The sequence below is a fragment of the Rhodococcus sp. WS1 genome (assembly GCF_003797745.1).
GTDB lineage: Bacteria > Actinomycetota > Actinomycetes > Mycobacteriales > Mycobacteriaceae > Rhodococcus_F > Rhodococcus_F erythropolis.
The window spans coordinates 863,935-887,627 of record NZ_RKLZ01000001.1 but is presented as its reverse complement, the minus strand read 5'-3'; the positions used below and the strand labels follow the sequence as shown (position 1 = coordinate 887,627).

Here is a 23,693-nt window from a genome sequence, read left to right as displayed (position 1 = left end):
CCAGCAGAAGAACTCAGGGAGAGTTAAGTCATGGCAGAAGTACTTGTGCTCGTAGAGCACGCAGAGGGTGCGCTGAAGAAGGTCAGCACCGAACTCATCACCGCTGCACGCGCACTCGGTGAGCCGTCGGCAGTTGTCGCCGGCCCCGCGGGCACCACAGCAAAGCTCGCCGACGCTCTGGCAGCAGCCGGAGCCGAGAAGATCTACGTCGCCGAGTCCGACGACATCGACGGCTACCTCGTCACCCCCAAGGTCGACGTTCTCGCCGCTCTGGTCGAGTCCACCAGCCCGGCAGCAGTCATCACCGCAGCCGGCACTGAGGGCAAAGAGGTTGCCGGTCGTCTGGCCGCACGTCTTGGCTCCGGACTGCTGACCGACGTCATCGAGATCAAGGCTGACGGCACCGGCGTCCACTCCATCTTCGGTGGCGCGTTCACCGTCGAAGCCAAGGCCAACGGCGACGTTCCCGTCTACTCGGTTCGTCCGGGTGCAGTCGAGGCTGCTCCGCAGGCCGGCGCAGGCGAGCAGATCACCGTCGAGGTTCCGGCTCAGGACGAGAGTGCCGTCAAGGTCACCTCGCGTGAGCCCATCGTCGGCGGCGACCGCCCCGAGCTCACCGAGGCGTCGGTTGTCGTCTCCGGTGGACGTGGCGTCGGCAGCGCGGACAAGTTCTCCGTCGTCGAAGAGCTGGCCGATTCCCTCGGTGCTGCAGTCGGTGCTTCGCGTGCCGCTGTGGACTCGGGTTACTACCCCGGACAGTTCCAGGTCGGTCAGACCGGTAAGACGGTCTCCCCGCAGCTGTACATCGCGCTCGGCATTTCCGGTGCCATCCAGCACCGCGCCGGCATGCAGACGTCCAAGACCATCGTCGCGGTCAACAAGGACGAAGAGGCACCCATCTTCGAGATCGCTGACTTCGGCATCGTGGGCGACCTGTTCAACGTCGCACCGCAGCTCACCGAAGCTGTGAAGTCCCACAAGGGCTAAAAAGCACAAACTGCTGTGCGCCTTTATCAACCCCCCGCGGTTGATAAAGGCGCACAGTGCTTTATTCACCCGGCCTGCATCGGCATGTCACTTCGTCGATACCGAGACGCCGTTCGCGCTCGATAAACCTTGCGCATGACAATTACGTCAGTCCTTCGCTCCGCGAGTGACAATCTCGGCCGTGAGGTCGCCCAGCCGAGATATTCCCTGATCGTCTCCTCCGACCGCGAGCATCGTGTCGCAGCGCAGCGCCTTCGATACCGAGTGTTCGCCTCCGAGCCAGGCTTCTCCCTCCCGGCCTCGGCCGGGGTCTTCGAACTCGACGCCGACGGCTTCGACGAATTCTGTGATCATCTACTCGTTCGTGACAACATCACCGAGGAGTACGTCGGCTGCTACCGAATGTTGCCGCCGGATTCCGCTGCGGCGGCGGGTGGGTATTACACCGCAACCGAATTCGACATCTCCGCGCTCGATCCGGTGTCGAACAGGATCGTCGAAATGGGTCGCGCGTGCGTCGATCCCGCGCACCGCACCGGATCCGTCCTCAGCCTGATGTGGTCGGGCATTCTGCACTATCTCGAACTGACCGGATACGAGTGGGTGATGGGCTGCGTCTCCGTGCCCATCTTGCCGAGCCCCGATTCAATTGCCGGCGCCGATGTCCGCGGCGTCCGTGACTTCGTGATGAACAAACACGCCAGTCCGGGGTCGCGGCGGGTGACGCCACGAAACCCGGTGGTCCTCGGCGGTCTGACGCTCGACGAGATTGCCGCACCGGAACGCGTGACGATGCCGCCGTTGCTACGTGGCTACTTGCGGATGGGCGCGATGATCTGCGGGGAACCTGCTCACGATCCCGAGTTCGGTGTAGCCGATTTTGTTGCGCTGCAAGGCCTTCACTCCGCCAACAAGCGCTATCTGGAACGGCTGCGATCGGCGGCCGCCGCACACGAATCGGGGATCGGCTGATGACCGCGACGGTGCCGTACTGGGTGCCGACGAGCCCCTGCGGCGACGGGTGCCTACCTACGGACGCACCCGGTGTGTCGAGTATCACCGTGATGGCCCGCGGGGTCATGGTCGGCGCCGCACTGGTGACTGCGCCGGTGCTCTCCGCCGGCTGGCTGCTCCCGCGCACCTGGCGTACGGAGATGCAACGCGGATACTCGCGCGCGTTGCTGCGTTGTCTGGGAATGAAGCTCACGGTCGACGATCAGCGGTTGGGGCGCGCCGAACCGGCGGGCGTGATGGTTGTCGCCGGTCACGTGTCGTGGACCGACGTCCTCGTCGCGAGTGCCGTTGCCCCGGCCAACTTCGTCGCCCGTGCCGACCTGCTCGACTGGGCAGTGCTCGGTGGTCTCGCGCGCCGGATGCGCGTAGTGCCCATCGATCGCGCCCGACTGCGTGAACTTCCCGGAACCGTCGACGTCGTTCGCGAACGACTTCAGCGTGGTGTCCGCGTAATGGTGTTTCCCGAGGGAACGACCTGGTGCGGGCGGGCGTACGGAGGTTTTCGCCCGGCAATGTTCCAAGCTGCCGTCGACGCCGAATGCCCGGTTCAGCCGATGGCGATCCGCTACGAGAACGCCGACGGTTCCCTGTGCACCGGACCGTGCTTTGTCGGCACCGAAACTATCGGTCAGTCCATCCGTCGGATCCTGCGTCAGAAGAACGTCGAGGTGAAGGTCAGGCTGGCTCCGCTCGAGGAGGCAGGGGAGTGTCGAGTCGACCTCGCGCAGCGATGCGAGAGAGCCGTACGTGGCGTCGAAACCATCGATTTGGCAGCTCACGACATCTTCGGCCCCGCACCGGAACTCGTGACACAAGCCGTGGGACAAATCGATACCTCCCCGGCAATGACCGCTTAGCCTGCTGAGCGAGGCTGGGCGAACTCTCGTGCTGGGCTATCCTTGTCAAGCCATGACTCTGCCTGCACACAGTGCCCACGCCGGATTTCCGGTGTACCTCGATCATGCCGCCACGACTCCGATGTCGGCAGCCGCTATCGAGGCGATGACCGATACCTTCAAAACCGTGGGCAACGCGTCCTCGCTGCACGGTTCCGGCCGTGCGGCCCGGCGCCGCGTCGAGGAGTCGCGGGAATCGATCGCTGCCAGCCTGGGTGCGCGGCCTTCGGAGGTCATCTTCACCTCCGGCGGAACCGAGAGCGACAATCTCGCGGTCAAGGGCATCTACTGGGCTCGCCGTGACGCCGATCCGCGACGCACTCGCATCCTGGCCAGCTCCGTCGAGCATCATGCGGTGCTCGACGCCGTCGAGTGGCTCGAGCAGCACGAGGGCGCGCGCGTGACGTGGTTGCCGGTCGACGAGAACGGTGTCGTCGACCCGCAGACCTTGCGCGACGAGCTTTCCGTCCACGCTGACGAGGTAGCACTCGTGACGGTGATGTGGGCCAACAACGAGGTCGGCTCCATCATGCCGATCGTGGAGTTGGCGGAGATTTCGGCTGAGTTCGAGATTCCGATGCACAGCGACGCGGTTCAGGCCGTTGCGCAATTGCCGGTCGATTTCGCGGCGAGCAAGTTGTCCGCGCTGAGCATCGCGGCGCACAAGTTCGGTGGTCCGCACGGCGTCGGCGCACTGCTGCTCGGACGCCAGGTTCCGTGTGTGCCGCTCCTTCACGGCGGCGGACACGAACGTGATCTGCGTTCGGGCACACCGGATACTGCGGGCGTTGTCGGGATGGCTGCGGCGCTGCGCGCAAACGTCGAGAACTTCGATTCCAGCACAAGGGAATTGGCGCAGTTGCGTGACCGTTTGATCGACGGAGTCCTGGAGATTCTTCCCGAGTCGGTGCTCAACGGCCCGACCGGATCCGATCGGCTTCCCGGTAATGCGCACTTCACCTTCCCCGGCTGCGAGGGCGATTCGTTGCTGATGCTGCTCGACGCCGCCGGTATCGAATGTTCCACCGGTTCGGCCTGCACCGCCGGTGTGGCCAGAGCCAGCCATGTCTTGATCGCGATGGGCGTCGAATCGCCCGTCGCGCGTGGCTCACTGAGATTTTCGCTCGGACATACGTCGAGTGTCACCGATGTGGACGCGCTGATCGCTGCGCTTCCACAAGTAGTAGAGCGCGCTCGGGCCGCCGGTCTTGCCGGTGCCGGTTCGCGTGGAGGGGATCGCTGATGCGAGTACTCGCAGCCATGAGCGGAGGTGTCGACTCCGCTGTCGCCGCCGCCCGCGCTGTTGCCGCCGGACATGACGTCGTCGGCGTTCATCTTGCGCTGTCCACGGCGCCGGGTGCATTGCGGACGGGTTCGCGTGGATGCTGCTCGAAGGAAGATGCCGGCGACGCCAGGCGCGCTGCCGACGTCCTCGGAATACCCTTCTACGTCTGGGATTTCGCCGATCGCTTCAAGGAAGACGTGATCGACGACTTCGTGGCGTCGTACGCAGCGGGTGAGACCCCCAATCCGTGCCTGCGGTGCAACGAGAAGATCAAGTTCACCGCACTGGCCGACCGTGCGGTCGCTCTCGGCTTCGATGCCGTGGCGACCGGTCACTACGCGCGCCTCGAAGACGGCGTCCTACGCCGGGCGGTCGACGCGGACAAGGACCAGTCGTATGTCCTCGGTGTGCTGACGGCCGATCAGCTTTCGCGAGCGATGTTCCCGATCGGTGACACACCGAAAGAACAGATCCGCGAGGAAGCCGCCGAGCGCGGTCTGGCTGTGGCGAACAAGCCTGACAGCCATGACATCTGCTTCATCCCGACCGGCGATACCCGAGCATTCCTGGGTGCGCGCATCGGCGTTCGTCCGGGAAGCGTCGTCGACGCCGATTCGGGTGAGGTCCTCGCTGCACACGACGGCGTACACGGCTTCACGATCGGACAGCGCAAGGGCCTCGGCGTCGAAGGTCCCGCAGGTGACGGCCGTCCGCGGTACGTGACCGCGATCGAGCCCGAAACCGGAACGGTGCGAGTCGGTTCGGCCAAGAATCTCGACGTCTGGGCCATCTCGGCCCAGCGCGCGATCTGGACCTCGGGCCAGGCGCCGGAAGGCCCCGTCGAGTGCATGGTGCAGGTTCGTGCGCACGGCGGACTGGCGCAGGCCGTCGCCGAGGCCGTCGACGACGGTACTTCGGGCGGCGGCATCTCCATTTCGTTGCGCGAACCACTGACCGGCGTCGCGAAGGGCCAGGCCGTCGTGCTGTATCGCCCCGACAGCGAACTGGGCGACCAGGTTCTCGGCAGTGGCACCATCTCCGGCACCGAATCCGAGCCGAACACACTGTGACACAGCAGGTTTCCATCGGTGGCCTCGTCACCGGAATCGGATCCTGGCCGGGCACGGACGCCCGCGAAAGCGCCGCAACCATCCTTGGCGAACTGGGCGGTTTCCCACACCTGGTGGAGTTGCCGAGCCGCGGTCTCGGCGCTGACATGGTCGGCCGAGCAGGCGCCATTCTGGTCGACATCAACCTCGACGCCTCGACCCGCGCCTATCGCGTCGTGCCTCGGCGGGGCAACGTCGCGAAGCGAGCCGAGGACTTCCTGAATCAGGATCTCGACGCACTCGAGGAAGCCTGGGAATCGGCCCGTCTGGTCGGCGGAGACCACGTTGTCAAGCTCCAAGCTGCCGGCCCGCTGACACTCGGCGCCGAGATCGAGGTTGCAAACGGTTCGCGAGTTCTCGTCGACCGTGGGGCACTCCGGGACATCGCCGAATCACTTGGTGAGGGGCTCGCGCGCCACGCCGCCGAGGTCACTCGTCGTACCGGTGCCCGAGTGGTGATCCAATTGGACGAGCCGCAGATCGCGGCAGTGCTGGCCGGTTCACTACCCGGGCGCACCAAGATGGAGAGCGTTCCGGCTCTCCCGGAACCCGAGGCGCTCGCCGTTCTCGACTCGACGATCAGCGGTTGCGGACTGCCCACAATCGTCCACAGTTGCGGCGCCGACATGCCGTGGGATCTGCTGAGGCGAAGCCAGGCGTTCGGCGTGAGCTTCGACATGTCGCTCATCGGCTCACGTGATCTGGACGGCATCGGCCAGTTGTTCGACGCCGGCAAGGAATTGGCGCTCGGTCTGGTTCCTTCCGCCCCGCCGGAAAAGCCGGTGACGTGGAAAGAATGCGCGATGCCGGCCGTCACCCTGATCGATCGTCTCGGCTTCTCGCGTGAACTCCTGCAGAACCAGGTCGCGGTAACCCCAAGCTGTGGTCTTGCGAGTGCGAGCCTCGAGTGGAGTCGAGCAGCCCTTCGGCTGTGCACAGACGTCGGCAAGGCATTGGTGGACGATCCGTCGGCGTTCTGATGTGTTGCGTTCTGACGTGGAGTCGTGTGGTGTGTCGGTGTGAACCGATAATCTTCTAGCTGTGACTGAAACCGCGGATGCAATGCAGCCAGCGCCCAACGAGGCGCGCGAGCAGTGGACGGAGCTGGCCGAAGAGGTACGCCAGCATCAGTTCCGCTACTACGTTCGTGACGCGCCCGTCATTTCGGACGGTGCATTCGACACATTGCTCGGGCAGCTCAATGCTCTCGAAGAGCAGTACCCGGATCTGCGAACTCCCGACTCTCCGACGCAACTCGTCGGCGGCGGATTCGCGACGGACTTCACGTCCGTCGATCACCTCGAGCGGATGCTCAGCCTCGACAACGTCTTCGACGAGTCCGAACTCCGCGGATGGATCGCCAAGGTAGAGCAGGAAACCGGGCCGGAACTGCACTATCTCTGCGAAGTGAAAATCGACGGTGTCGCGCTCAATCTCGTCTACGAGAACGGCAAACTCGTGCGTGCCGCAACCCGCGGCGACGGTCGTACGGGCGAGTTGGTCACTCTCAATGCCCTGACGATCAACGACATCCCGGAGCGGCTCACCGCTACGGACGAATACCCGATTCCAACCTTGCTCGAGGTGCGAGGAGAGGTGTTCTTCCGCCTCGAGGACTTCGCGGCACTCAATGCCTCCCTCGTGGAGGAGGGTAAGGCGCCGTTCGCCAATCCGCGCAACTCTGCGGCGGGCTCCCTGCGTCAGAAGAATCCTGCCGTCACCGCGCGTCGTCGCCTCGGCATGATCTGCCACGGGTTCGGGCGCATGGAAGGTTTCGAGCCGGCTTCGCAGTACGACGCCTACGTGGCCCTCGCCGCCTGGGGGCTGCCGGTGTCCACGCACACCTCGCGGGTGGTCGGAGCCGACGCCGTGGTCGAGAAGATGAAGTACTGGGGAGAACATCGCCACGACGTCGAGCACGAGATCGACGGGTTGGTGGTCAAGGTCGACGAGATGTCGTTGCATCGACGTCTGGGCACCACGTCTCGCGCACCGCGGTGGGCGATCGCGTACAAGTACCCGCCGGAAGAGGTCACGACCAAGCTCCTCGACATCCGGGTCAGTGTCGGCCGTACGGGTCGCGTGACGCCGTTCGCGTACATGGAACCCGTCACGGTGGCGGGTTCCACTGTGTCCTTGGCCACGCTGCACAACGGATCCGAGGTCAAACGCAAGGGTGTGCTGATCGGCGACACCGTGGTGTTGCGTAAGGCCGGAGATGTGATTCCCGAGGTCCTCGGACCCGTGGCAGACGTGCGCGACGGTACCGAGCGCGAGTTCGTGATGCCGAAGCATTGCCCCGAGTGCGGCACGTTGTTGGCACCCGCGAAAGAGGGCGACGTCGACGTGCGATGTCCTAATCAGCAGTACTGCCCGGCGCAGTTGCGCGAGCGCGTGTTCCACGTCTCGGGGCGCGGAGCATTCGACATCGAGGTGCTCGGTTACGAGGCCGCGACCGGGCTGCTGGAGGCGAAGGTCATCGGTGACGAGGGTGATCTCTTTTCACTCGACGCCGAGAAACTGATCGAGGTTCCCATCTTCCGCACCAATGCGGGAGCCCTGTCTGCCAACGGAAAACGCTTGCTGGCCAACCTGGATTCGGCCAAGGACAAGCCGTTGTGGAGAGTGCTTGTGGCACTGTCGATTCGGCACGTCGGCCCCACTGCTGCGAGGGCGTTGGCCGGCGAATTCGGTTCGCTGCAACGTATTCGGGAAGCGTCGGTCGACGAGTTGGCTGCAGTCGACGGTGTCGGATCCACAATCGCCGCCGCTGTCGTGGAGTGGTTCTCCGTCGACTGGCACCAGCAGATCGTCGACAAGTGGGCTTCGGCCGGAGTGCGTATGGAGGACGAGCGAGACGACTCGATTCCGCGCAATCTCGAGGGTCTCTCGATCGTCGTCACCGGTTCGCTCGAGACGTACTCGCGAGATCAGGCGAAGGAAGCGATTTTGGTGCGCGGCGGTAAGGCGGCTGGGTCGGTCTCGAAGAAGACTGCGTTTGTCGTCGTCGGTGAAGCGCCCGGTTCCAAGCATGACAAGGCAGTCGAATTGGGTGTGCCGGTGCTCGACGAAGACGGCTTCCGGCGGTTGCTCGAAGATGGCCCGGATGCGGTTGCTCCCACCGATTTGGACGAATCAGAGTGACTTTGTCCGATTTCTGAGATTGGTGTGCTGGGTGCGATAGTGACGCCATGATCGAGATTCGTGAAGTTCTACCGGCTGAGTTCGAGACCGTCGGGGAACTGACTGTGCAGTCGTACGTGGGTGGCGGATTTGTCGCCGGCGGATCGCCGTACGCGGAGCGCCTGCGAGACACCGCAACTCGGGTGGAGCAGGGGCGGGTGCTGGTTGCCGTTCTCGGCGAAGAGGTCGTGGGTTCTTTGACGATCGCCGAACCCGGCACGCCCTTCGCGGATGTTGCGCAGAAGGGCGAACTCGAGTTCCGCATGCTCGCGGTCTCGCCGCAGGCTCGGGGATCGGGCGCCGGAACCGCATTGGTTCGCGCAGTGATCGCCGAAGCCTACGACCGAGGCGATCACTCGGTGGTCATCTCGACGCAGCCCGAGATGGTCGATGCTCGTCGCATCTACGACCGCAACGGGTTCGTCCCCGATCCGGAGCGCGCGTGGGAGCCGATTCGCGGTATGGAGCTGACGGTCATGGTTCGCGGTCTGGCCTGATTACCCGGCCTGGTCAGCCCAGCACTGTCGCGACGATTCCGGCGAGATAGCCGAGGCGAGCTATCTCCGAAGGGCGAAATTCGGGTCCTCCGGGACGACCGAGCATGAGGACGCGATTGCCGGAGCCGAGCGGTGCGGCAGCGAGGCTGGTGTTCATCTCTCGCCAGACGTCCGGAACCCAGTCGGCCTCGCCGTCGAGGGCGGTGGGCTTGTCCAGTGGCATCCACGGAATGTCGGTGGCATGGGTTTCCGGCGCGCCGGCGCTACCGACGACGCGGTATGCACCGTGCTTGCCGATGTCCGCGACGACGCACCAGCCGACTCGCAGTACACGCGGCGCGCCGTCGACGAGGACCTGTAGTCGATCGTTTCGGGCTGTCGCAACGGAATCGATGAGTTCGAGCTCACGATGGGTGTCGAGAATCCCGGCGTAGGGGCGGATCGAATCGACCAGCACGTCGGGCAGATGCTCGGCAGCGGTGATCAAGGTGTCGGGCAGTGCGCCCGGTTCGACGTCGACCACGAGGTCGTCGATGGCAAAACCGTCGCCTCGCTCCACGACGTCGAGGGAGAGGATGTCTGCGCCCACGGATCCGAGAGCTACGGCGAGCGCGCCGAGGCTGCCGGGTCGGTCGGGCAGTTGGACGCGAAGCAGGTACGACACGTGCGTGCCTTTCGCTGATCGGTTCTCGCCCGGATCACGTCGACCCGGGCCACACCCATCTTTGCACTTGCTCAGCACGCGTTGGTGGGCGCCGCGGCGGGGTCACACCGGGTGCACATGCTTGTCACACGAGCGAAACACGAGGTGGATTCGACGTGGCGGTGGACACAGTAGGCGTGCGTACCGGTCGACACAGCAGGCGTGCTTACAGGGACACAGCAGGCGTGCTTACAGGTCTGTCGCGGCGAGCAACTAGGCTGGACCGGCAATGTTCACGTCCTCTTCCGAAAGGGGCCCCGCGGTGCCTGCCATCTCCCGTGACGAGGTCGCGCACCTCGCGCGGCTGTCCAGACTCGCCCTGTCCGATGCCGAACTCGACGAGTTCGCCGGTCAGTTGGATTCGATTCTCAACCACGTCAAGGTGGTCACCGAGGTTGCGGCCGACGACGTCCCGCCCATGGCGAACCCCAATGCCGTCACCAACGTGACGCGCCCCGACGTGATCGTGCCCGGGTTGACCCCCGAGCAGGCATTGTCCGGAGCACCCGCAGTCGAACAGGATCGCTTTGCGGTTCCGCAGATCCTTGGAGAGGGCGAATGACCGATCTGACCACGCTGGACGCCGCTGAGCTGGCCGGCAAGATCCACTCGCGTGAGGTGTCCTCGGTAGAGGTCACGCAGGCGCATCTCGACCGCATCGCTGCCGTCGACACCGAGTACCACGCCTTCCTGCACGTTGCCGGTGAACAGGCTCTCGAAGCCGCCGCAGCAGTGGACAACTCGCTCGCAGGCGGAAACGAACCCGCTTCGGCACTCGCCGGAGTTCCGATTGCGTTGAAGGACATCTTCACCACGACGGACATGCCGACCACCTGTGCGTCGAAGATTCTCGAAGGCTGGGTTGCGCCGTACGACGCGACCCTGACGAGCAAGCTTCGCGCTGCAGGCATCCCGATCCTCGGCAAGACGAACCTCGACGAATTTGCGATGGGCTCCTCCACGGAGAACTCCGCATTCGGTCCGACGCGTAACCCGTGGGATGTCACCCGCATCCCCGGCGGATCCGGTGGTGGTAGCGCTGCAGCGCTCGCGTCGCGTCAGGCCCCGTTGGCCATCGGCACCGACACCGGCGGGTCGATCCGTCAGCCCGCTGCGGTCACCGCGACGGTCGGAACCAAGCCGACGTACGGAACTGTCTCGCGCTTCGGGCTCGTCGCGTGCGCCTCCTCGCTCGATCAGGGTGGCCCCTGTGGTCGCACCGTGCTCGACACCGCTCTACTGCACGAGGTCATCGCCGGGCACGATCCGCGTGACTCCACGTCCATCGACGCCCCCGTGCGTCCGGTGGTCGCTGCGGCACGTGAAGGTGCAGTCGGCGACCTGCGCGGCGTCAAAGTCGGTGTGGTCAAGGAACTTCACTCCGACAGCTACCAGCCCGGCGTCATCGCTTCCTTCGACGCTGCTGTCGAGCAACTCAAGGCTTTGGGCGCCGAAGTTGTCGAGGTTTCGTGCCCGAGCTTCGAGCATGCGCTCGCGTCGTACTACCTGGTGCTGCCCAGTGAGGTCTCGTCCAACCTGGCCCGCTTCGACGCCATGCGCTACGGACTGCGTGTCGACGAAGGCAACATGAGTGCCGACCAGGTCATGGCGGCAACCCGCGCCGCCGGTTTCGGCCCGGAGGTCAAGCGCCGCATCATGATCGGTACCTACGCACTGTCCTCGGGCTACTACGACGCCTACTACGGTTCGGCGCTCAAGGTTCGTACCCTCATCGCACGCGATTTCGACAAGGCCTACGAGAAGGTAGACGTACTGGTCTCGCCGACCAGCCCGTTCACGCCGTGGAAGTTGGGGGAGAAGGTCGGCGATCCGTTGGCCATGTACCTCTCCGACCTGTGCACGCTGCCGACCAACCTGGCCGGACACTGCGCCATGTCGGTGCCATCGGGTCTGTCCGCGGACGACAACCTGCCGGTGGGCCTGCAGATCATGGCGCCCGCCATGGCTGACGAGCGCCTCTACCGTGTCGGTGCCGCCTACGAAGCTGCTCGCGGCCCGATTGCAACTGCAGTCTGACCTGTTTGCTGTGCGCCTTTATTAACCCCCCGCGGTTAATAAAGGCGCACAGCAGTTTCAGGAGCAAGTCCCCAAAGCTGTTCCCTGATCGGTTCCGTAGCGGTGGCCGTGACCGGCGGGGACACCGAGCGAACCGAGCATGTCGACGGTGGTCTGCAAGAACGTGACGCCTGGGATCCACTGCGGGATCGGGCCGTCCTGCACGGCACGGCTCAGATCCGGCTTCTGCGTCGCGAGGGCGGGGGACCACCACACCACCGGGTCAGACGTGTTCGCGAGGACGGTTGCGCCGTCCGTCCGTGTCGCGCCGGCCGGGGGACCGGCCCACAACACGTCGCACGGGACGGTGGCACTGCTCTCGGTCAGTGCGGCGCTGCCGCCGACGGCGCCGAGGCTCTGTCCGTAGAGGAACAGGTCCGGTCGATCCTCGGCCGGCATCGCGGCAATGTGGCTACCGACAGCCGTGAACAGGGCGGTGGCTGATTCTTCGGCGTCGTCGCGGCTGAACAGGAATGTCGCCCAACTGGGTGCGTCGGAGTATTGCTGCCCGACTATCGCGACGTCTCCGCCGAACCGTTGCTCGATACCGTCGACTGCGTGGGTGTCGATCCACCCCGAGCCGGTCGGAACGGCCACCACGACGCTGTTGCGGGCGAAGCCGCCGACGCGATCGAGTTCACTCACGGCGAGAGCGGCACGCGATGCGGTATCGGGTGCGGAATCCACACCGGCGTAGACGCGCACCGAGTCTTCGCCTGCAGCGATGAATTTGCGTCCCTCCGCGCCCATCGAGGTCCACGAGATGAGCGATTCGGAGCTGCCTGTCGCAGAGGCCGAAAGTGGCTGTGTCAGAGCGGTGTCGATGTACGCGTTGGACTTGTCGAACGAATCGGCGAGGCCGTTCCAGACGGCGGGACCGACGACCAACTGCACGCCGAGGACTCCCATGACCAGTGCGCCCACGCTCCGCGCGAAACCCATCCACCGCAGCGCCTTCGAAAGTCCGACCCCGAGGCCCCAGAGTGCAAGGGCGGTCAGCGAGGCAATGCACCCCGCCTCCACCCAGTGGATCAGCCCGGCAGGCGGTGCGCCCATCGCTGCTCGCAGCGAGTTCTGCCAACCGGCGGCGGCGAACATCGCAACTGCGGTGCCGGCAGTCGACAACCCGAACGCGGTGATGCGCCAATGACGTTCGTCGAATCGGGCCTTGACCCGGTCGGGGACGAGCCGACGGGCTACCGCGGAGAACGCCCACATCGCCAGTAGCCCGACCGCGACGAGCAGACCGCTGAATACCCCTTGGAGTACGGCTGATCTCGGCAGGAGTCCGGGAGCTAGCGAGATGGCGGACATCGCTGCCACGGCGACGCTCGTGGACACCCGGGGGAGTGCGAGCGCCCCGACTCGGGCGAGGACGGGGGTCCGTGACGCATTCAGAACGCTCATGCTGCAATCGCTTTCGGGGAGAAGGAGAACTCGTTCGACGGATCGAGGCGCCGCGATCGCATCAGGGTGAAGCCGAGGGCGGAAACTGCCAGAACTCCGGCCGTGCCGTAACCGAACCCCGATTCCGCGACCGGTGTCAGATAGCTTTGGCGCCAAGAGTTTCCGTTCACCGCTGTGACGGCGACATCGGCCATCGCGAAGCAATACCCACGTGAGAGAAAGGACGTGCGGTCTTCACAGGCCGCATGCATTCGCTCGTCGAGCTGACCGTCGAGGACCTGACGGGCCCACGGCCCCAGTTCCGTTCCGTGCGAATGCGCGTAGCGGAGTAGGTCGTACCCGAGATCGTGTGCTTTGCAGGCCGAGTCGAATTCGTCGGGAAGCGGAATCGGTGACGAGCAGTCGCCGTGGGGGTTGGCGAGGTATCCGTCGACGACGGTAGGCGTGTAGCCGGCAAATGCGGCGAAGTCCGACGGGATGGTGGTCGCAGCATCAGAGGCATCCGCGGTAGTCACAGTGGCGATCGCCCTGGATGCGTTCGAATTCTCGGTGCGCGGCGGCTCGGCTCCGCTCGCTCCGGCAGTGACGGTGATCGCTGCCGTTGCCGCCAGCGCCAGGGCAGCCCAGGTGCCGGCGCTTCGAGAGAGGTCTTTCACTCGTGTGATCCGCATGCCGTTCACGCTATGAACGGACAATCCTGGCGGTCATCGCTCTGGAGAGGGGTTCTCCGACGTGCGATCGGGTGAGAATTCCCTCCCCTGTGATACCTCGGAGGTAGGGGGATCTCACTCTGCAGTATGAGGACTTTCCGGGTTCGCCTTCATAGGCTTGACGGGTGATCAAGGTCCGAAGGAAGAACAGAGGCGCACCGGGTGTGCCCGCGCCGACATACACCACTGCCGGGTCGGTGCTGTCCGGCCTCGACGGGGCGGTCGTACATTCGGAGAAGGTGCGCCGGGCAACCAGTTTCGTGGCCCGCGGTCAGTTCTGGAACATCGTCATCGTAGTGATCACTCTGATCCTCTATTCGATTGCCTGGCCGACACTGCAACTGACGCATCATGTTTCGCCGCCGATCATGCCGTTCGTCGCCGCGTTGGCCGCCTTTCCGTTTGTCCTGATCCGGATCAACGCTCCGTTGGGATGGGCGGTGTCGGCGGTGTCGGCACTGATCATCCCGTTGGTGTTCGACAACACGACTGGTTACGACTACCCGTGGCAGGTCGTCCACATCATCGTGCTGATGTCGTTGCTGGCCGCGGTGAGTCTGCGAGCACCCATTCAGGTTGTCGGTGTCGCCTGGATCGCCACGGTGCTGCTTTTCCTCGGCAACGCTCCGGGAAGCGACGGAGCCGGTTGGGCCGTCGGGCTGAGCGCCCTGGTGGTCTTCTGCCTGCTGATCCGCTGGTTGGTTCTCTCGCGCCGTCAGTTGGCCAAGCAGGAGGAAGTCAGCGAACTCGAACGCACACGGCGCACGATCCTCGAGGAGAAGGCGCGTATCGCCCGCGACTTGCACGACATCGTGGCCCACCACATGTCGATGGTGGTCGTGCAAGCGCAGAGTGCGCCGTACCGACTCGATGCGGTCACTCCCGAGATCCGGACCGAATTCGAATCGATAAGTGAGACAGGGCGAGCAGCGCTCAACGAGATTCGTGGTCTCCTCGGAGTGCTGCGCAGCGACGGTGACTCCGTGGTGACGGCCCCGCAACCGGGCGTCGACCAGTTGGACGAACTGCTGCTCGGCAGTACCCGTGCGGGACTTCCGGTGTCGTGGCGAGTCGACGGAGATCGAGCGTCGGTCTCGGAATCCACGGGCCTTGCGCTCTACCGGATCATTCAGGAGTCGATTACCAATGCGGCCAGGCATTCACCAGGCGGACCCATCGAGGTCGCCGTGGCGTTCGGCCCGCAATCGGTGAGCGCGCTCGTGAACAACGGGCCTTCGCCATTGGGTGGCAATCAGCACTCGGCGTCGGAAACCACTGGTGGCAACGGAATACGCGGAATGCGTGAGCGGGCTTCGGCGGTGGGCGGCATGCTGTTGGCAAACCGGCGCGAGGACGGAGGGTTCGAGGTCCGGGCCGAGTTGCCGTCGATGCCCGCCTAGGCTGTCCGAGTGCCCATCACAGTATTCATCGCAGACGACCAGGCGATGGTTCGACAAGGGTTCGGAGCCCTACTCTCCGCCCAGCCCGACATCAGCGTGATCGGCGATGCGCCGGACGGGAAGATCGCCGTCGCCGAGGTCGCGCGATTGCGTCCGGACGTGGTGTTGATGGATGTTCGTATGCCCGAGATGAACGGACTCGACGCTGCCCGCCAGATTCTGTCCGCCGGATGGGAGCCGCCGGTGCGAGTCCTCATGCTTACCACTTTCGACATCGACGATTACGTCTACGAGGCCCTGAGCGTCGGAGCGAGCGGTTTCATGCTCAAGGACGCACCGGCTGAGGAACTGATTCGGGCGGTGCGCGTCGTCGCCGAAGGGCAGGCCTTGCTGGCGCCGACGGTGACGCGTCGCCTGATTGCCGATGTGACCAGCCGGCGGGCCGCACCGCGCGCACGGCCCGCAGCGCTCGATGCGCTGACCCCGCGTGAGCGCGAGGTCCTCGAACTGATTGCCCGCGGATTGTCCAACGTCGAGATTGCCGAGCGGCTGTTCGTCGCCGAGCAGACCGTCAAGACCCATGTCGGGAAGGTGCTGTCCAAGCTCGATCTGCGCGATCGCGCCCAGGCAGTCGTGTTGGCGTACGAAAGCGGGCTCGTCACGCCGGGTTAGGGGTCCCGTGCGGCGCGGCGTTGCGGCTCGGCAACGCCGCTATCCTGCGGCAATACGGTGACTGGGGGAAGATGGACACCAAGATCCACAATCCGGTCACGAGAGGTGCTGCACTATGCGAATCGGAATCCTCACGGGCGGCGGCGACTGCCCGGGCTTGAACGCGGTCATCCGCGCCGTCGTACGTACGTCGGCCGGTCGTTACGGCAGCACCGTGGTCGGATTCCGGGACGGCTGGCGAGGATTGCTCGAGGACCGCAAGGTCCCGCTCGACTCCGATGACCGCATCAACCGCATCCTCACCCGCGGCGGCACGATCCTCGGCACCGCTCGCGTGAACCCCGACAAACTGCGCGCGGGCCTCGATCAGATCAAGCAGACCCTCGACGACAACGGGATCGACGTCCTGATCCCGATCGGCGGCGAAGGCACACTCACCGCGGCCAGTTGGCTTTCCGAGAGCGGCGTGCCCGTAATCGGCGTGCCCAAGACGATCGACAACGACATCGACTGCACTGACGTGACTTTCGGTTTCGACACCGCATTGGCCGTCGCCACCGACGCCATCGACAGACTCCACACCACGGCTGAATCGCATCAGCGCGTCATGCTCGTCGAGGTCATGGGCCGGCACGCGGGCTGGATCGCGCTGCAAGCCGGACTGGCGTCGGGGGCACACCTGACTCTGGTTCCGGAACAGCCGTTCGACGTCGACGAGGTATGCGCGATGGTCAAGAAGCGCTTCCAGCGTGGCGACTCTCACTTCATCTGCGTCGTCGCTGAAGGCGCGATGCCCGATCCCGCGTCGATGACCCTGCGCGAAGGTGGCATCGACGAGTTCGGCCACAAGATCTTCACCGGCGTCGCGCAGCAGCTCGGAAACGAGATCGAGCGCCGCATCGGCAAGGAAGTTCGGACCACCGTCCTCGGACACATCCAGCGCGGCGGCACCCCGACGCCGCACGACCGCATCCTCGCCACTCGCTTCGGCGTTCATGCCACCGACGCAGCTCACCGCGGAGATTTCGGTCAGATGGTCGCGTTGCACGGAACGTCCATCGACCTCGTTCCGCTCGCCGAGGCGACCCGCAAACTCAAGACGGTGCCCAAGGAGCGCTACGAGGAGGCAGCCGCATTCTTCGGCTGAGCCGCAGACGCATAAACTGATCACCATGACTGCTGTCGATGCGCCCGACATCCTCGATTACGACGAAGTACTGACCAAGTACGAGCCTGTGATGGGTATGGAGGTGCACGTAGAACTCGGCACCGCGACCAAGATGTTCTGCCCGTGCCCCACCGAGTTCGGTGCCGAACCCAATACCCAGGTGTGCCCGGTCTGTCTGGGCATGCCCGGTTCGTTGCCGGTGGTGAACGCAGCCGCTGTCGAGTCCGCGATCCGGATCGGCCTTGCGCTCAACTGCTCCATCACGCCTTGGGGCCGATTCGCACGCAAGAACTACTTCTACCCGGATCAGCCGAAGAACTACCAGATTTCCCAGTACGACGAGCCGATCGCAACCGAGGGATACCTCGACGTGATCCTCGACGACGGGACGACGTGGCGTGTCGACATCGAGCGCGCACACATGGAGGAGGACACCGGTAAGTCCCTCCACGTCGGTGGCGCTACCGGCCGTATCCACGGTGCGAGCCACTCACTGCTCGACTACAACCGTGCGGGTGTGCCGCTGGTGGAGATCGTCACCAAGACCATCCACGGTGCCGGTGAGCGCGCTCCCGAGGTTGCCCGCGCCTACGTGACGGCGCTTCGTGATCTGCTCAAATCACTCGACGTCTCGGACGTGCGGATGGATCAGGGATCGATGCGCTGCGACGCCAACATCTCGCTGATGCCGATCGGCGCCAAGGAACTCGGAACGCGTACCGAGACCAAGAACGTCAACTCCCTCAAGAGCGTCGAGGTCGCAGTTCGCTACGAAATGCGCCGTCAGGCAGCAGTTCTCGACGCCGGCGGCGAGGTCATCCAGGAGACCCGCCACTTCCAGGAAGCCGACGGCACCACGGCCGCCGGACGCCGCAAGGAAACAGCCGAGGACTACCGCTACTTCCCGGAACCGGATCTCGAGCCTGTTGCTCCGAGCGCCGAGTGGGTCGAAGAACTGCGCGGCACCTTGCCGGAGCTTCCCTGGATTCGCCGCGCGCGGATCCAGAAGGACTGGGGAATCTCCGACGAGGTCATGCGTGACCTCGTCAACGCCGGCGCCATCGATCTGGTGATTGCGACCACCGAGGCCGGTGCTTCGCCCGAGGCAGCGCGCTCCTGGTGGCTGTCCTACCTGTCGCAGCAGGCCAACACCCGCGGCGTCGAACTCGGCGCTCTGCCGATCACCCCGGCGCAGGTTGCGCAGGTCGTAGCTCTCATCGACAGCGGCAAGCTCAACAACAAGGTCGCTCGCCAGGTCGTCGATCACGTCCTCGACGGCGAGGGTGACCCGGAGCAGGTTGTCGCGGCCCACCCGGAGTTGGTCGTCGAACGTGACGAAACCAAGCTCAAGGCAGCCGTCGACGAGGCACTCGCAGCCAACCCCGACATCGCGGACAAGATCCGCAGCGGCAAGGTCCAGGCCGCCGGAAAGATCGTCGGCGACGTCATGAAGGCCACCCGAGGACAGGCAGACGCGGCTCGTGTGAAGGAACTTGTCATCGAGGCGTGCAGCTAGCGCACACTGAATCTCTGACACTGATGCCCGGCCGAATCTAATTCGGCCGGGCATCCGTATTTACCGCTGTCGTTTTGCCGCTGTCGGTCTACAGACCAGGGACCACAACCGCACGGCCGCTGAGCGTTCCGGCAGCCAGTCGTCGATACGCTTCGGCACCGTTGTCGAGACTGAAGGTCTCCACCGCGATGTCGAAGATGCCGGCGTGGGCGAGGTCGATCAATTCGATCAACTCGTTGCGGGCACCCCAATACGGAACTGTCACCGAAGCCTCGTAAGGACTTTGGAAGAATCCGACTTTGGCGTGGGCCTGGCCGTCCCCGATCCCGACGATCGTGACGTCTGATCCGACGCCGGCGACAGCCATCGCGGTGTCGATGGTGGGCTGGTAGCCGACGAAGTCGAGAACCAGTGCGGCGCCTTGACTTCCAGTGATCTTGCGGACGTTCTCGGCCGCGTCCTTGTCGGACAGAACCACTTCGTGAGCGCCTACCTTGGTTGCCAGTTCGAGCTTGTCCGCGCTCACGTCCAAAGCGATGACCGTTGCCGCCGAGAGGTGACGGAGGAGCTGAATGGCGACGTGGCCGAGCCCGCCGGTACCAATGACAACCGCGTACGAGCCTCCGCGAAGTTTCGGCAGAGAACGCTTGATCGCGTGATACGGCGTCAGACCGGCGTCGGTCAGCGGCACCGTCTTGACCGGGTCGAGGTCACCGATCGGGACAAGGTGGCGAGGAGAATCGACGATCATGAACTCGGCCAACGCGCCGGGTGCACCGAGACCGGGAGGATTGATGCCGAGTTCTTGGGCGCGAGAGCAATAGTTCTCGAGTCCTTGTGAGCAGTGCCAACAGTTGCCACAACCCCAAGGCCCGTAGACGACGACATTGGTTCCGATGTCGAGACCTTCGACACCCTCGCCGACGGCGGCGACCTTGCCTGCGCCTTCGTGGCCGAGCGTGAGCGGAAGGCCGTAGGTGTACTGCTCTTCGGGCAGGCTCATGATGAAGTCGTCCGAGTGGCAGACGCCGGCAGCGGTGACTTCCAGGAGCACTTCACCTGGACCGGGCTCGGGTTTGGGAATTTCCGTGAGTTCGGGTTCCGCGCCGATTCTCGTGTACTGGATTGCCTTCATTCCGACTCCTTTGTCGTGGTTGGCCAACCGCTCCTGGCACAAGCGGGGTGTTTAGCCCCGCTAACGAAAGAGTACGCATCTGTGCATGTTCGGTCACGCGATCCGTGACCGAACAGACATGCTGCTCGGCGATCTCAGGTCAGTCGATCCCGCCGCTGCCACTCGGCATCGGGATCTTGACCACCTTGTCGTCGTTCGGCCCCGGCTCACCCGCGGTCTTGTTGATCGTGCTCGCCCACATCAAACCGTCGGATCCGAGCGCCAAACCGCCCAGTTGGCCGTACGTGTCTTTCGCCACTGCCGACGGCGCGGTGGTGATCGCTCCCGTTCCGGGGTCAGCGGCCAATGCGGAGATCGCTTTGCCGGCCCCCAACGCGACAGCTACCACTCCCTGCGCTGCGATGCACCCGCCGACTCCGGGTCGGTCGGGCCACGTCCACGCGGGGGATGTCACCGTGCCGTCGGCGCCGACGCGTTGGAGGCGATCTTCGAGAGTGGTTCGGTCGGTGACCCACGTCGCGATGCCTGGATCGACACATACGCCGCCGCCGTTTCCGATTCCGGACAGAACAACTTCCGGGCGAGGCGGCGCAGCGTTGGGCGTCAGCGATCGGACTCGCAACAGCTTCCCCGCCAACGAGCCAGGATCCTGAGCAACCGCAGGGTTGCCGGTATCGCCGGTCAGAACCATGAGCTGGTCCGGGGCCGCGAACTCGAGTGATCCGCCGTTGCCGCTTGCACCGCGCGGGATTCCGCCGAGGACCTCCTTGGCGGTGTCACCGGGAGCAATGCGGACCACCCGGTTGTCGGTTCCGGTGGTGACGTAGGCATAGATCAGGTTGTCTTCGACAAATGTGGGGGAGAGGGCGATGTCGAGCAGTCCGCCGTCGCCGCTGCCGTCGACATCGATTTTGGCAACCTCGACCGGTGTCGTGTTGGGGGCTACCTGCATGATTCGGCCGGTTCGCCGTTCGGCCACCAGCCCGGAGTTCCCGTCCGGGAGTGTGACGAGGCCGCCGGTGGTGTCGAGACAGGTTGCGATCACGGCGGTGTCGGCGTCCTGACACGGCCCGAGGGGGCCGGTCCGCGGCGCCGGCGGCGTGGTCGACGGCGGTGGGTTCTCCGGCTGCACTTCGGCGCTTGCCTGGTTGGTCGGTTCGGGTGTGAACGGCGAGGCAGTCGATTCGTCGAAGTCCGCGCAACCTGCGAGCAACGATGTCCCGAGCACCAGAGCCAGTGCGCCCAGCGCTGCATGCCTACCCGTAGTCATGCCCAAGACGTTACGTAACCCACGGCAGATGCCGCCACGCCGGACCAAGGTTCCCCGTCGAGTTCGTGAATCGGTCATAGGCTCACCTACGTGACTGACGAGCGAAAAGATCCCAGCGAGTTGTCGGATGCGGACAAGCCGACGGGCAACGTGTCCAGTCCGTATGACTCGCCCACCGAACAATTTCCGACGGTGAGCGCCAAGAATCCGTTGCCGCGGACCGACGACGATCTCGATTTCGGTTCCACGAACGCCAACTCGCTGACCGAACAGATACCGACATACCGAGCGCCGGGCGCGGATCAGCCGACAGTGGCTCTCGAGCGAGAAACGGCGTACGACGCTCCGATCACCGCCGTCCCCACCGCCGAAGCCGTGGCAGGGACCACCGAGACTCCGCGGGGCCGAGGCACTCTCGACCTCGGTTTGCTTGCACTGCGTTTGGCCGTCGGCGGAACGGCACTGGTGCACGGTCTGCAGAAGTTGACCGGTATCTGGAACGGGCCGGGTCTGGGCGGTTTCGAGACGATGCTGGCGGATGCCGGGTTCCAGCAGGCGAAGTGGATGGCGATCCTCGGCGCCGTCGGTGAGGTCGCAGGTGGCGCCCTCCTGATCCTGGGGTTGCTGACTCCCGTTGCGGCAGCATCGGTTCTGGCCGTGATGATCAATGCGTGGGCGCTGCGTCAGGCGAGCGCACCTGGACTGGAGTACTTCGCCCCGGCCGGTACCGAGTACGAGATGCTGCTCGGAATCTGTGCGGGCGTCATCATTTTGACGGGTCCTGGCCGTATTTCGCTCGACGGTCGTCGTGGCTGGGCAACCCGCCCGTTCGTCGGATCGCTCGTGGTCTTGATCCTCGGCATCGCTGCCGGCGTCTGCACTTGGATCTTCCTGAACGGTGCCAATCCGCTCATCTGAAACTCGCGCCGTCGAACAAACGAACCGCCGCTCTCCGAATCGGAGAGCGGCGGTTCGTCTGTGAAGGATCAGTCCTTGACGAGTACCGGGTCGGCGTTCGCGGACGGGATGGCTGTTCCGTCCTTGAGCTTGCGACCGAGGACCGACTTGCGGTGACCGTAGGCGAAGTACACGACAACACCGATGGCCATCCAGACGAGGAACCGGATCCAGGTCTCGACCGAGAGGTTGAGCATCAGCCAACCGCAGGCGAGCACGGCGACGATCGGCACGAAGGGCACCAGTGGGACGCGGAATCCGCGCGGCAGGTCGGGGCGGGTGCGGCGTAGGACGATGACACCGACACAAACCAGGACGAATGCGAACAGCGTTCCGATGTTGACCATCTCTTCGAGCGTGCCCATCGGGAAGAAGGCTGCCAGGACGGCGACGATGCCACCGACGATCAACGTGATGCGCATCGGGATGCCCTTGGCGTTGGTCTTGGCCAGGCTGCGCGGCATGAGGCCGTCACGGGACATTGCGAAGAGGACGCGGGTCTGGCCGAGCATCATGACCATGACAACTGTCGTGAGGCCGGCCAGGCCACCGAAGTTGATGGCGGTTTGTGCCCAACCGATTCCGTTGGCCTCGAATGCGGTTGCGAGGGTGGCGCTGGAATCGCCGACCAGAGGACTGCCGTCCTTGAGTTCGGTGTACTTGACCATGCCGGTCAGGACGAGTGTGACGGCAACGTAGAGAACGGTGACGATGGCGAGCGAGCCGAAGATTCCGCGTGGCAACGACTTCTGCGGGTTCTTGGTTTCCTCGGCCGTGGTGGCGACGACATCGAAGCCGATGAAGGCAAAGAACACGAGGCTGGCTGCGGCGAGCAATCCGTAGGCGCCGTAGCTACTTCCGCCTGCACCGGTCAGCCAGGAGAACAAGGTCTGATGGATTCCGCTTGCAGAGCTCTCGGATCCTTCGGACGGCGGGATGAAGGGAGAGTAGTTCTCCTTCTTGATGTAGAACGCGCCCACGACGATGACGAGCAGGACTACTGCGATCTTGATCGCGGTAATGATCGCGGAGACTCGCGAGGAAACCTTGGTGCCGATCGCGAGAATCAGGGTGATCGCGCCGATGATGAGCAGTGCGCCCCAGTCGAAGCTGATCGACCCGATGTGGGCGGTGGTGCTGCCGCTCGCCCCGATGACGTTGCCGAGGTACAGCGACCAACCCTTGCCGACGACGGCGGAGGCGAGAGCAAACTCGAGGATGAGGTCCCAGCCGATGATCCAGGCTGCGAACTCACCGAACGTCGCGTAGGAGAACGTGTATGCGCTGCCTGCGACTGGAACGGTGGAGGCGAACTCCGCGTAACACAGCGCGGCAAGGCCACAGGCGATCGCAGCGAGAACGAATGCCAGTGAAATCGAGGGTCCTGCGACATTGCCTGCGGTTCGAGCAGTCAGCGTGAAGATGCCTGCGCCGATGACGACGGCGACTCCGAATACCGTGAGGTCCTTCGCGGTCAGTTCCTTCTTGAGCTTTGTCTCAGGCTCGTCGGTGTCCGCGATCGATTGCTCGACGGATTTGGTGCGCCATATGCCGACTCCGGGCATGTATTGCTCCTTGGTTGTTTCCCGTCGACCTTGTGGGTGGCGGGCGGTGGCTGACTGTCGTCGTTGTGATGTGCGTCTCAGCGACCTGATGAGGGAACCACTGGTGAGCGCCGTGTGCAAGTCAGCTCGCTCGAACTGACCGA

Annotated in this window: 21 protein-coding genes; 15 read left to right on the top strand and 6 right to left on the bottom strand. The window is 64.5% G+C overall.

Translation table 11 applies throughout. The annotated features are described in order from the left end of the window. Nucleotides 1–30: 30 nt before the first annotated feature. The 8 genes from EEB12_RS04035 to EEB12_RS04000 all read left to right on the top strand — a co-directional run bounded on the left by EEB12_RS04035 (nt 31) and on the right by EEB12_RS04000 (nt 8,971). A complete protein-coding gene (locus tag EEB12_RS04035) occupies nt 31–987 on the top strand; it encodes an electron transfer flavoprotein subunit alpha/FixB family protein (protein WP_141487428.1) in 957 nt (318 codons plus the stop codon). A 135-nt stretch (nt 988–1,122) separates the two neighbouring features. Further along, nucleotides 1,123–1,959, top strand: coding sequence for a GNAT family N-acetyltransferase (locus tag EEB12_RS04030; protein ID WP_029255099.1), 837 nt, complete (start codon nt 1,123–1,125; stop codon nt 1,957–1,959). Continuing rightward, nucleotides 1,959–2,858, top strand: a complete 900-nt coding sequence (locus EEB12_RS04025) for a lysophospholipid acyltransferase family protein (protein ID WP_141487427.1) — start codon at nt 1,959–1,961, stop codon at nt 2,856–2,858. Before EEB12_RS04030 ends, EEB12_RS04025 begins: the two co-directional genes overlap by 1 nt. A 52-nt stretch (nt 2,859–2,910) precedes the next feature. Further along, entirely contained in the window at nt 2,911–4,140 is a 1,230-nt protein-coding gene (locus EEB12_RS04020) for a cysteine desulfurase family protein (protein WP_019747909.1), read from the top strand. Next, nucleotides 4,140–5,252 (top strand): tRNA 2-thiouridine(34) synthase MnmA, encoded by a 1,113-nt coding sequence (gene mnmA, locus EEB12_RS04015; RefSeq protein WP_003944736.1) that lies wholly within the window; start codon nt 4,140–4,142, stop codon nt 5,250–5,252. Before EEB12_RS04020 ends, mnmA begins: the two co-directional genes overlap by 1 nt. Continuing rightward, nucleotides 5,249–6,271: a methionine synthase gene (locus tag EEB12_RS04010; protein ID WP_069145937.1), complete on the top strand. Its 1,023-nt coding sequence runs from the start codon at nt 5,249–5,251 to the stop codon at nt 6,269–6,271. The genes mnmA and EEB12_RS04010 overlap by 4 nt, the downstream gene beginning before the upstream one ends. An 82-nt stretch (nt 6,272–6,353) precedes the next feature. Then, nucleotides 6,354–8,435, top strand: coding sequence for an NAD-dependent DNA ligase LigA (ligA, locus tag EEB12_RS04005; RefSeq protein ID WP_410055703.1), 2,082 nt, complete (start codon nt 6,354–6,356; stop codon nt 8,433–8,435). Nucleotides 8,436–8,482: 47 nt separating this feature from the next. Next, nucleotides 8,483–8,971: a GNAT family N-acetyltransferase gene (locus EEB12_RS04000; RefSeq protein WP_019747912.1), complete on the top strand. Its 489-nt coding sequence runs from the start codon at nt 8,483–8,485 to the stop codon at nt 8,969–8,971. Nucleotides 8,972–8,984: 13 nt separating this feature from the next. Here the strand turns inward: EEB12_RS04000 and EEB12_RS03995 are convergent, their stop codons facing one another. Beyond that, on the bottom strand, nt 8,985–9,635 hold the full coding sequence (locus EEB12_RS03995) for a hypothetical protein (RefSeq protein WP_020969299.1): 651 nt from the start codon (nt 9,633–9,635) through the stop codon (nt 8,985–8,987). A gap of 301 nt (nt 9,636–9,936) precedes the next feature. Here EEB12_RS03995 and gatC point away from each other — a divergent pair, with 301 nt between their 5' ends. Next, nucleotides 9,937–10,236, top strand: a complete 300-nt coding sequence (gene gatC, locus EEB12_RS03990) for an Asp-tRNA(Asn)/Glu-tRNA(Gln) amidotransferase subunit GatC (protein WP_003944747.1) — start codon at nt 9,937–9,939, stop codon at nt 10,234–10,236. Beyond that, nucleotides 10,233–11,711, top strand: a complete 1,479-nt coding sequence (gene gatA / locus EEB12_RS03985) for an Asp-tRNA(Asn)/Glu-tRNA(Gln) amidotransferase subunit GatA (protein ID WP_019747914.1) — start codon at nt 10,233–10,235, stop codon at nt 11,709–11,711. Before gatC ends, gatA begins: the two co-directional genes overlap by 4 nt. 57 nt (nt 11,712–11,768) lie before the next feature. On the opposite strand, the gene EEB12_RS03980 is transcribed toward gatA, so the two are convergent. Continuing rightward, nucleotides 11,769–13,157, bottom strand: a complete 1,389-nt coding sequence (locus EEB12_RS03980; RefSeq protein ID WP_141487425.1) for an alpha/beta-hydrolase family protein — start codon at nt 13,155–13,157, stop codon at nt 11,769–11,771. Continuing rightward, complete coding sequence (locus tag EEB12_RS03975; RefSeq protein ID WP_029255103.1) at nt 13,154–13,828, bottom strand: hypothetical protein; 675 nt, start codon at nt 13,826–13,828, stop codon at nt 13,154–13,156. Before EEB12_RS03975 ends, EEB12_RS03980 begins: the two co-directional genes overlap by 4 nt. Nucleotides 13,829–13,992: 164 nt before the next feature. Between EEB12_RS03975 and EEB12_RS03970 the strand changes: the two genes are divergently transcribed. The 4 genes from EEB12_RS03970 to gatB all read left to right on the top strand — a co-directional run bounded on the left by EEB12_RS03970 (nt 13,993) and on the right by gatB (nt 18,623). Further along, complete coding sequence (locus EEB12_RS03970) at nt 13,993–15,267, top strand: sensor histidine kinase (protein ID WP_047890156.1); 1,275 nt, start codon at nt 13,993–13,995, stop codon at nt 15,265–15,267. 9 nt (nt 15,268–15,276) lie between these two features. Further along, entirely contained in the window at nt 15,277–15,939 is a 663-nt protein-coding gene (locus EEB12_RS03965) for a response regulator (RefSeq protein WP_007729374.1), read from the top strand. A gap of 115 nt (nt 15,940–16,054) precedes the next feature. Continuing rightward, nucleotides 16,055–17,086 carry an ATP-dependent 6-phosphofructokinase gene (locus tag EEB12_RS03960; RefSeq protein WP_019747919.1) on the top strand — a complete coding sequence of 344 codons (1,032 nt, stop codon included), beginning with the start codon at nt 16,055–16,057 and terminating at the stop codon, nt 17,084–17,086. A gap of 25 nt (nt 17,087–17,111) precedes the next feature. Then, nucleotides 17,112–18,623 carry an Asp-tRNA(Asn)/Glu-tRNA(Gln) amidotransferase subunit GatB gene (gatB, locus tag EEB12_RS03955; RefSeq protein WP_019747920.1) on the top strand — a complete coding sequence of 504 codons (1,512 nt, stop codon included), beginning with the start codon at nt 17,112–17,114 and terminating at the stop codon, nt 18,621–18,623. An 88-nt stretch (nt 18,624–18,711) separates the two neighbouring features. On the opposite strand, the gene EEB12_RS03950 is transcribed toward gatB, so the two are convergent. Together EEB12_RS03950 and EEB12_RS03945 are read right to left on the bottom strand one after the other, a co-directional pair. Further along, nucleotides 18,712–19,758, bottom strand: coding sequence for an NAD(P)-dependent alcohol dehydrogenase (locus tag EEB12_RS03950; protein WP_020969304.1), 1,047 nt, complete (start codon nt 19,756–19,758; stop codon nt 18,712–18,714). A gap of 139 nt (nt 19,759–19,897) precedes the next feature. Further along, a complete protein-coding gene (locus EEB12_RS03945; RefSeq protein ID WP_141487424.1) occupies nt 19,898–21,028 on the bottom strand; it encodes a PQQ-dependent sugar dehydrogenase in 1,131 nt (376 codons plus the stop codon). Between the two features lie 90 nt (nt 21,029–21,118). On the opposite strand from EEB12_RS03945, the gene EEB12_RS03940 reads away from it, so the two are divergent. Beyond that, complete coding sequence (locus tag EEB12_RS03940) at nt 21,119–21,946, top strand: DoxX family protein (protein ID WP_019747923.1); 828 nt, start codon at nt 21,119–21,121, stop codon at nt 21,944–21,946. Between the two features lie 68 nt (nt 21,947–22,014). On the opposite strand, the gene EEB12_RS03935 is transcribed toward EEB12_RS03940, so the two are convergent. Next, nucleotides 22,015–23,550, bottom strand: coding sequence for an amino acid permease (locus EEB12_RS03935; RefSeq protein ID WP_020907256.1), 1,536 nt, complete (start codon nt 23,548–23,550; stop codon nt 22,015–22,017). Between the last annotated feature and the right edge of the window lie 143 nt (nt 23,551–23,693).

Excerpts from the sequence above, each read along its gene's own strand:
- EEB12_RS04035 (WP_141487428.1), top strand. The coding sequence starts at position 31 with ATGGCAGAAGTACTTGTGCTCGTAGAGCACGCAGAGGGTGCGCTGAAG.
- EEB12_RS04030 (WP_029255099.1), top strand. The coding sequence starts at position 1,123 with ATGACAATTACGTCAGTCCTTCGCTCCGCGAGTGACAATCTCGGCCGT.
- EEB12_RS04025 (WP_141487427.1), top strand. The coding sequence starts at position 1,959 with ATGACCGCGACGGTGCCGTACTGGGTGCCGACGAGCCCCTGCGGCGAC.
- EEB12_RS04020 (WP_019747909.1), top strand. The coding sequence starts at position 2,911 with ATGACTCTGCCTGCACACAGTGCCCACGCCGGATTTCCGGTGTACCTC.
- mnmA (WP_003944736.1), top strand. The coding sequence starts at position 4,140 with ATGCGAGTACTCGCAGCCATGAGCGGAGGTGTCGACTCCGCTGTCGCC.
- ligA (WP_410055703.1), top strand. The coding sequence starts at position 6,354 with ATGCAGCCAGCGCCCAACGAGGCGCGCGAGCAGTGGACGGAGCTGGCC.
- EEB12_RS04000 (WP_019747912.1), top strand. The coding sequence starts at position 8,483 with ATGATCGAGATTCGTGAAGTTCTACCGGCTGAGTTCGAGACCGTCGGG.
- gatA (WP_019747914.1), top strand. The coding sequence starts at position 10,233 with ATGACCGATCTGACCACGCTGGACGCCGCTGAGCTGGCCGGCAAGATC.
- EEB12_RS03980 (WP_141487425.1), bottom strand. The coding sequence starts at position 13,157 with ATGAGCGTTCTGAATGCGTCACGGACCCCCGTCCTCGCCCGAGTCGGG.
- EEB12_RS03975 (WP_029255103.1), bottom strand. The coding sequence starts at position 13,828 with ATGCGGATCACACGAGTGAAAGACCTCTCTCGAAGCGCCGGCACCTGG.
- EEB12_RS03960 (WP_019747919.1), top strand. The coding sequence starts at position 16,055 with ATGCGAATCGGAATCCTCACGGGCGGCGGCGACTGCCCGGGCTTGAAC.
- gatB (WP_019747920.1), top strand. The coding sequence starts at position 17,112 with ATGACTGCTGTCGATGCGCCCGACATCCTCGATTACGACGAAGTACTG.
- EEB12_RS03950 (WP_020969304.1), bottom strand. The coding sequence starts at position 19,758 with ATGAAGGCAATCCAGTACACGAGAATCGGCGCGGAACCCGAACTCACG.
- EEB12_RS03945 (WP_141487424.1), bottom strand. The coding sequence starts at position 21,028 with ATGACTACGGGTAGGCATGCAGCGCTGGGCGCACTGGCTCTGGTGCTC.
- EEB12_RS03935 (WP_020907256.1), bottom strand. The coding sequence starts at position 23,550 with ATGCCCGGAGTCGGCATATGGCGCACCAAATCCGTCGAGCAATCGATC.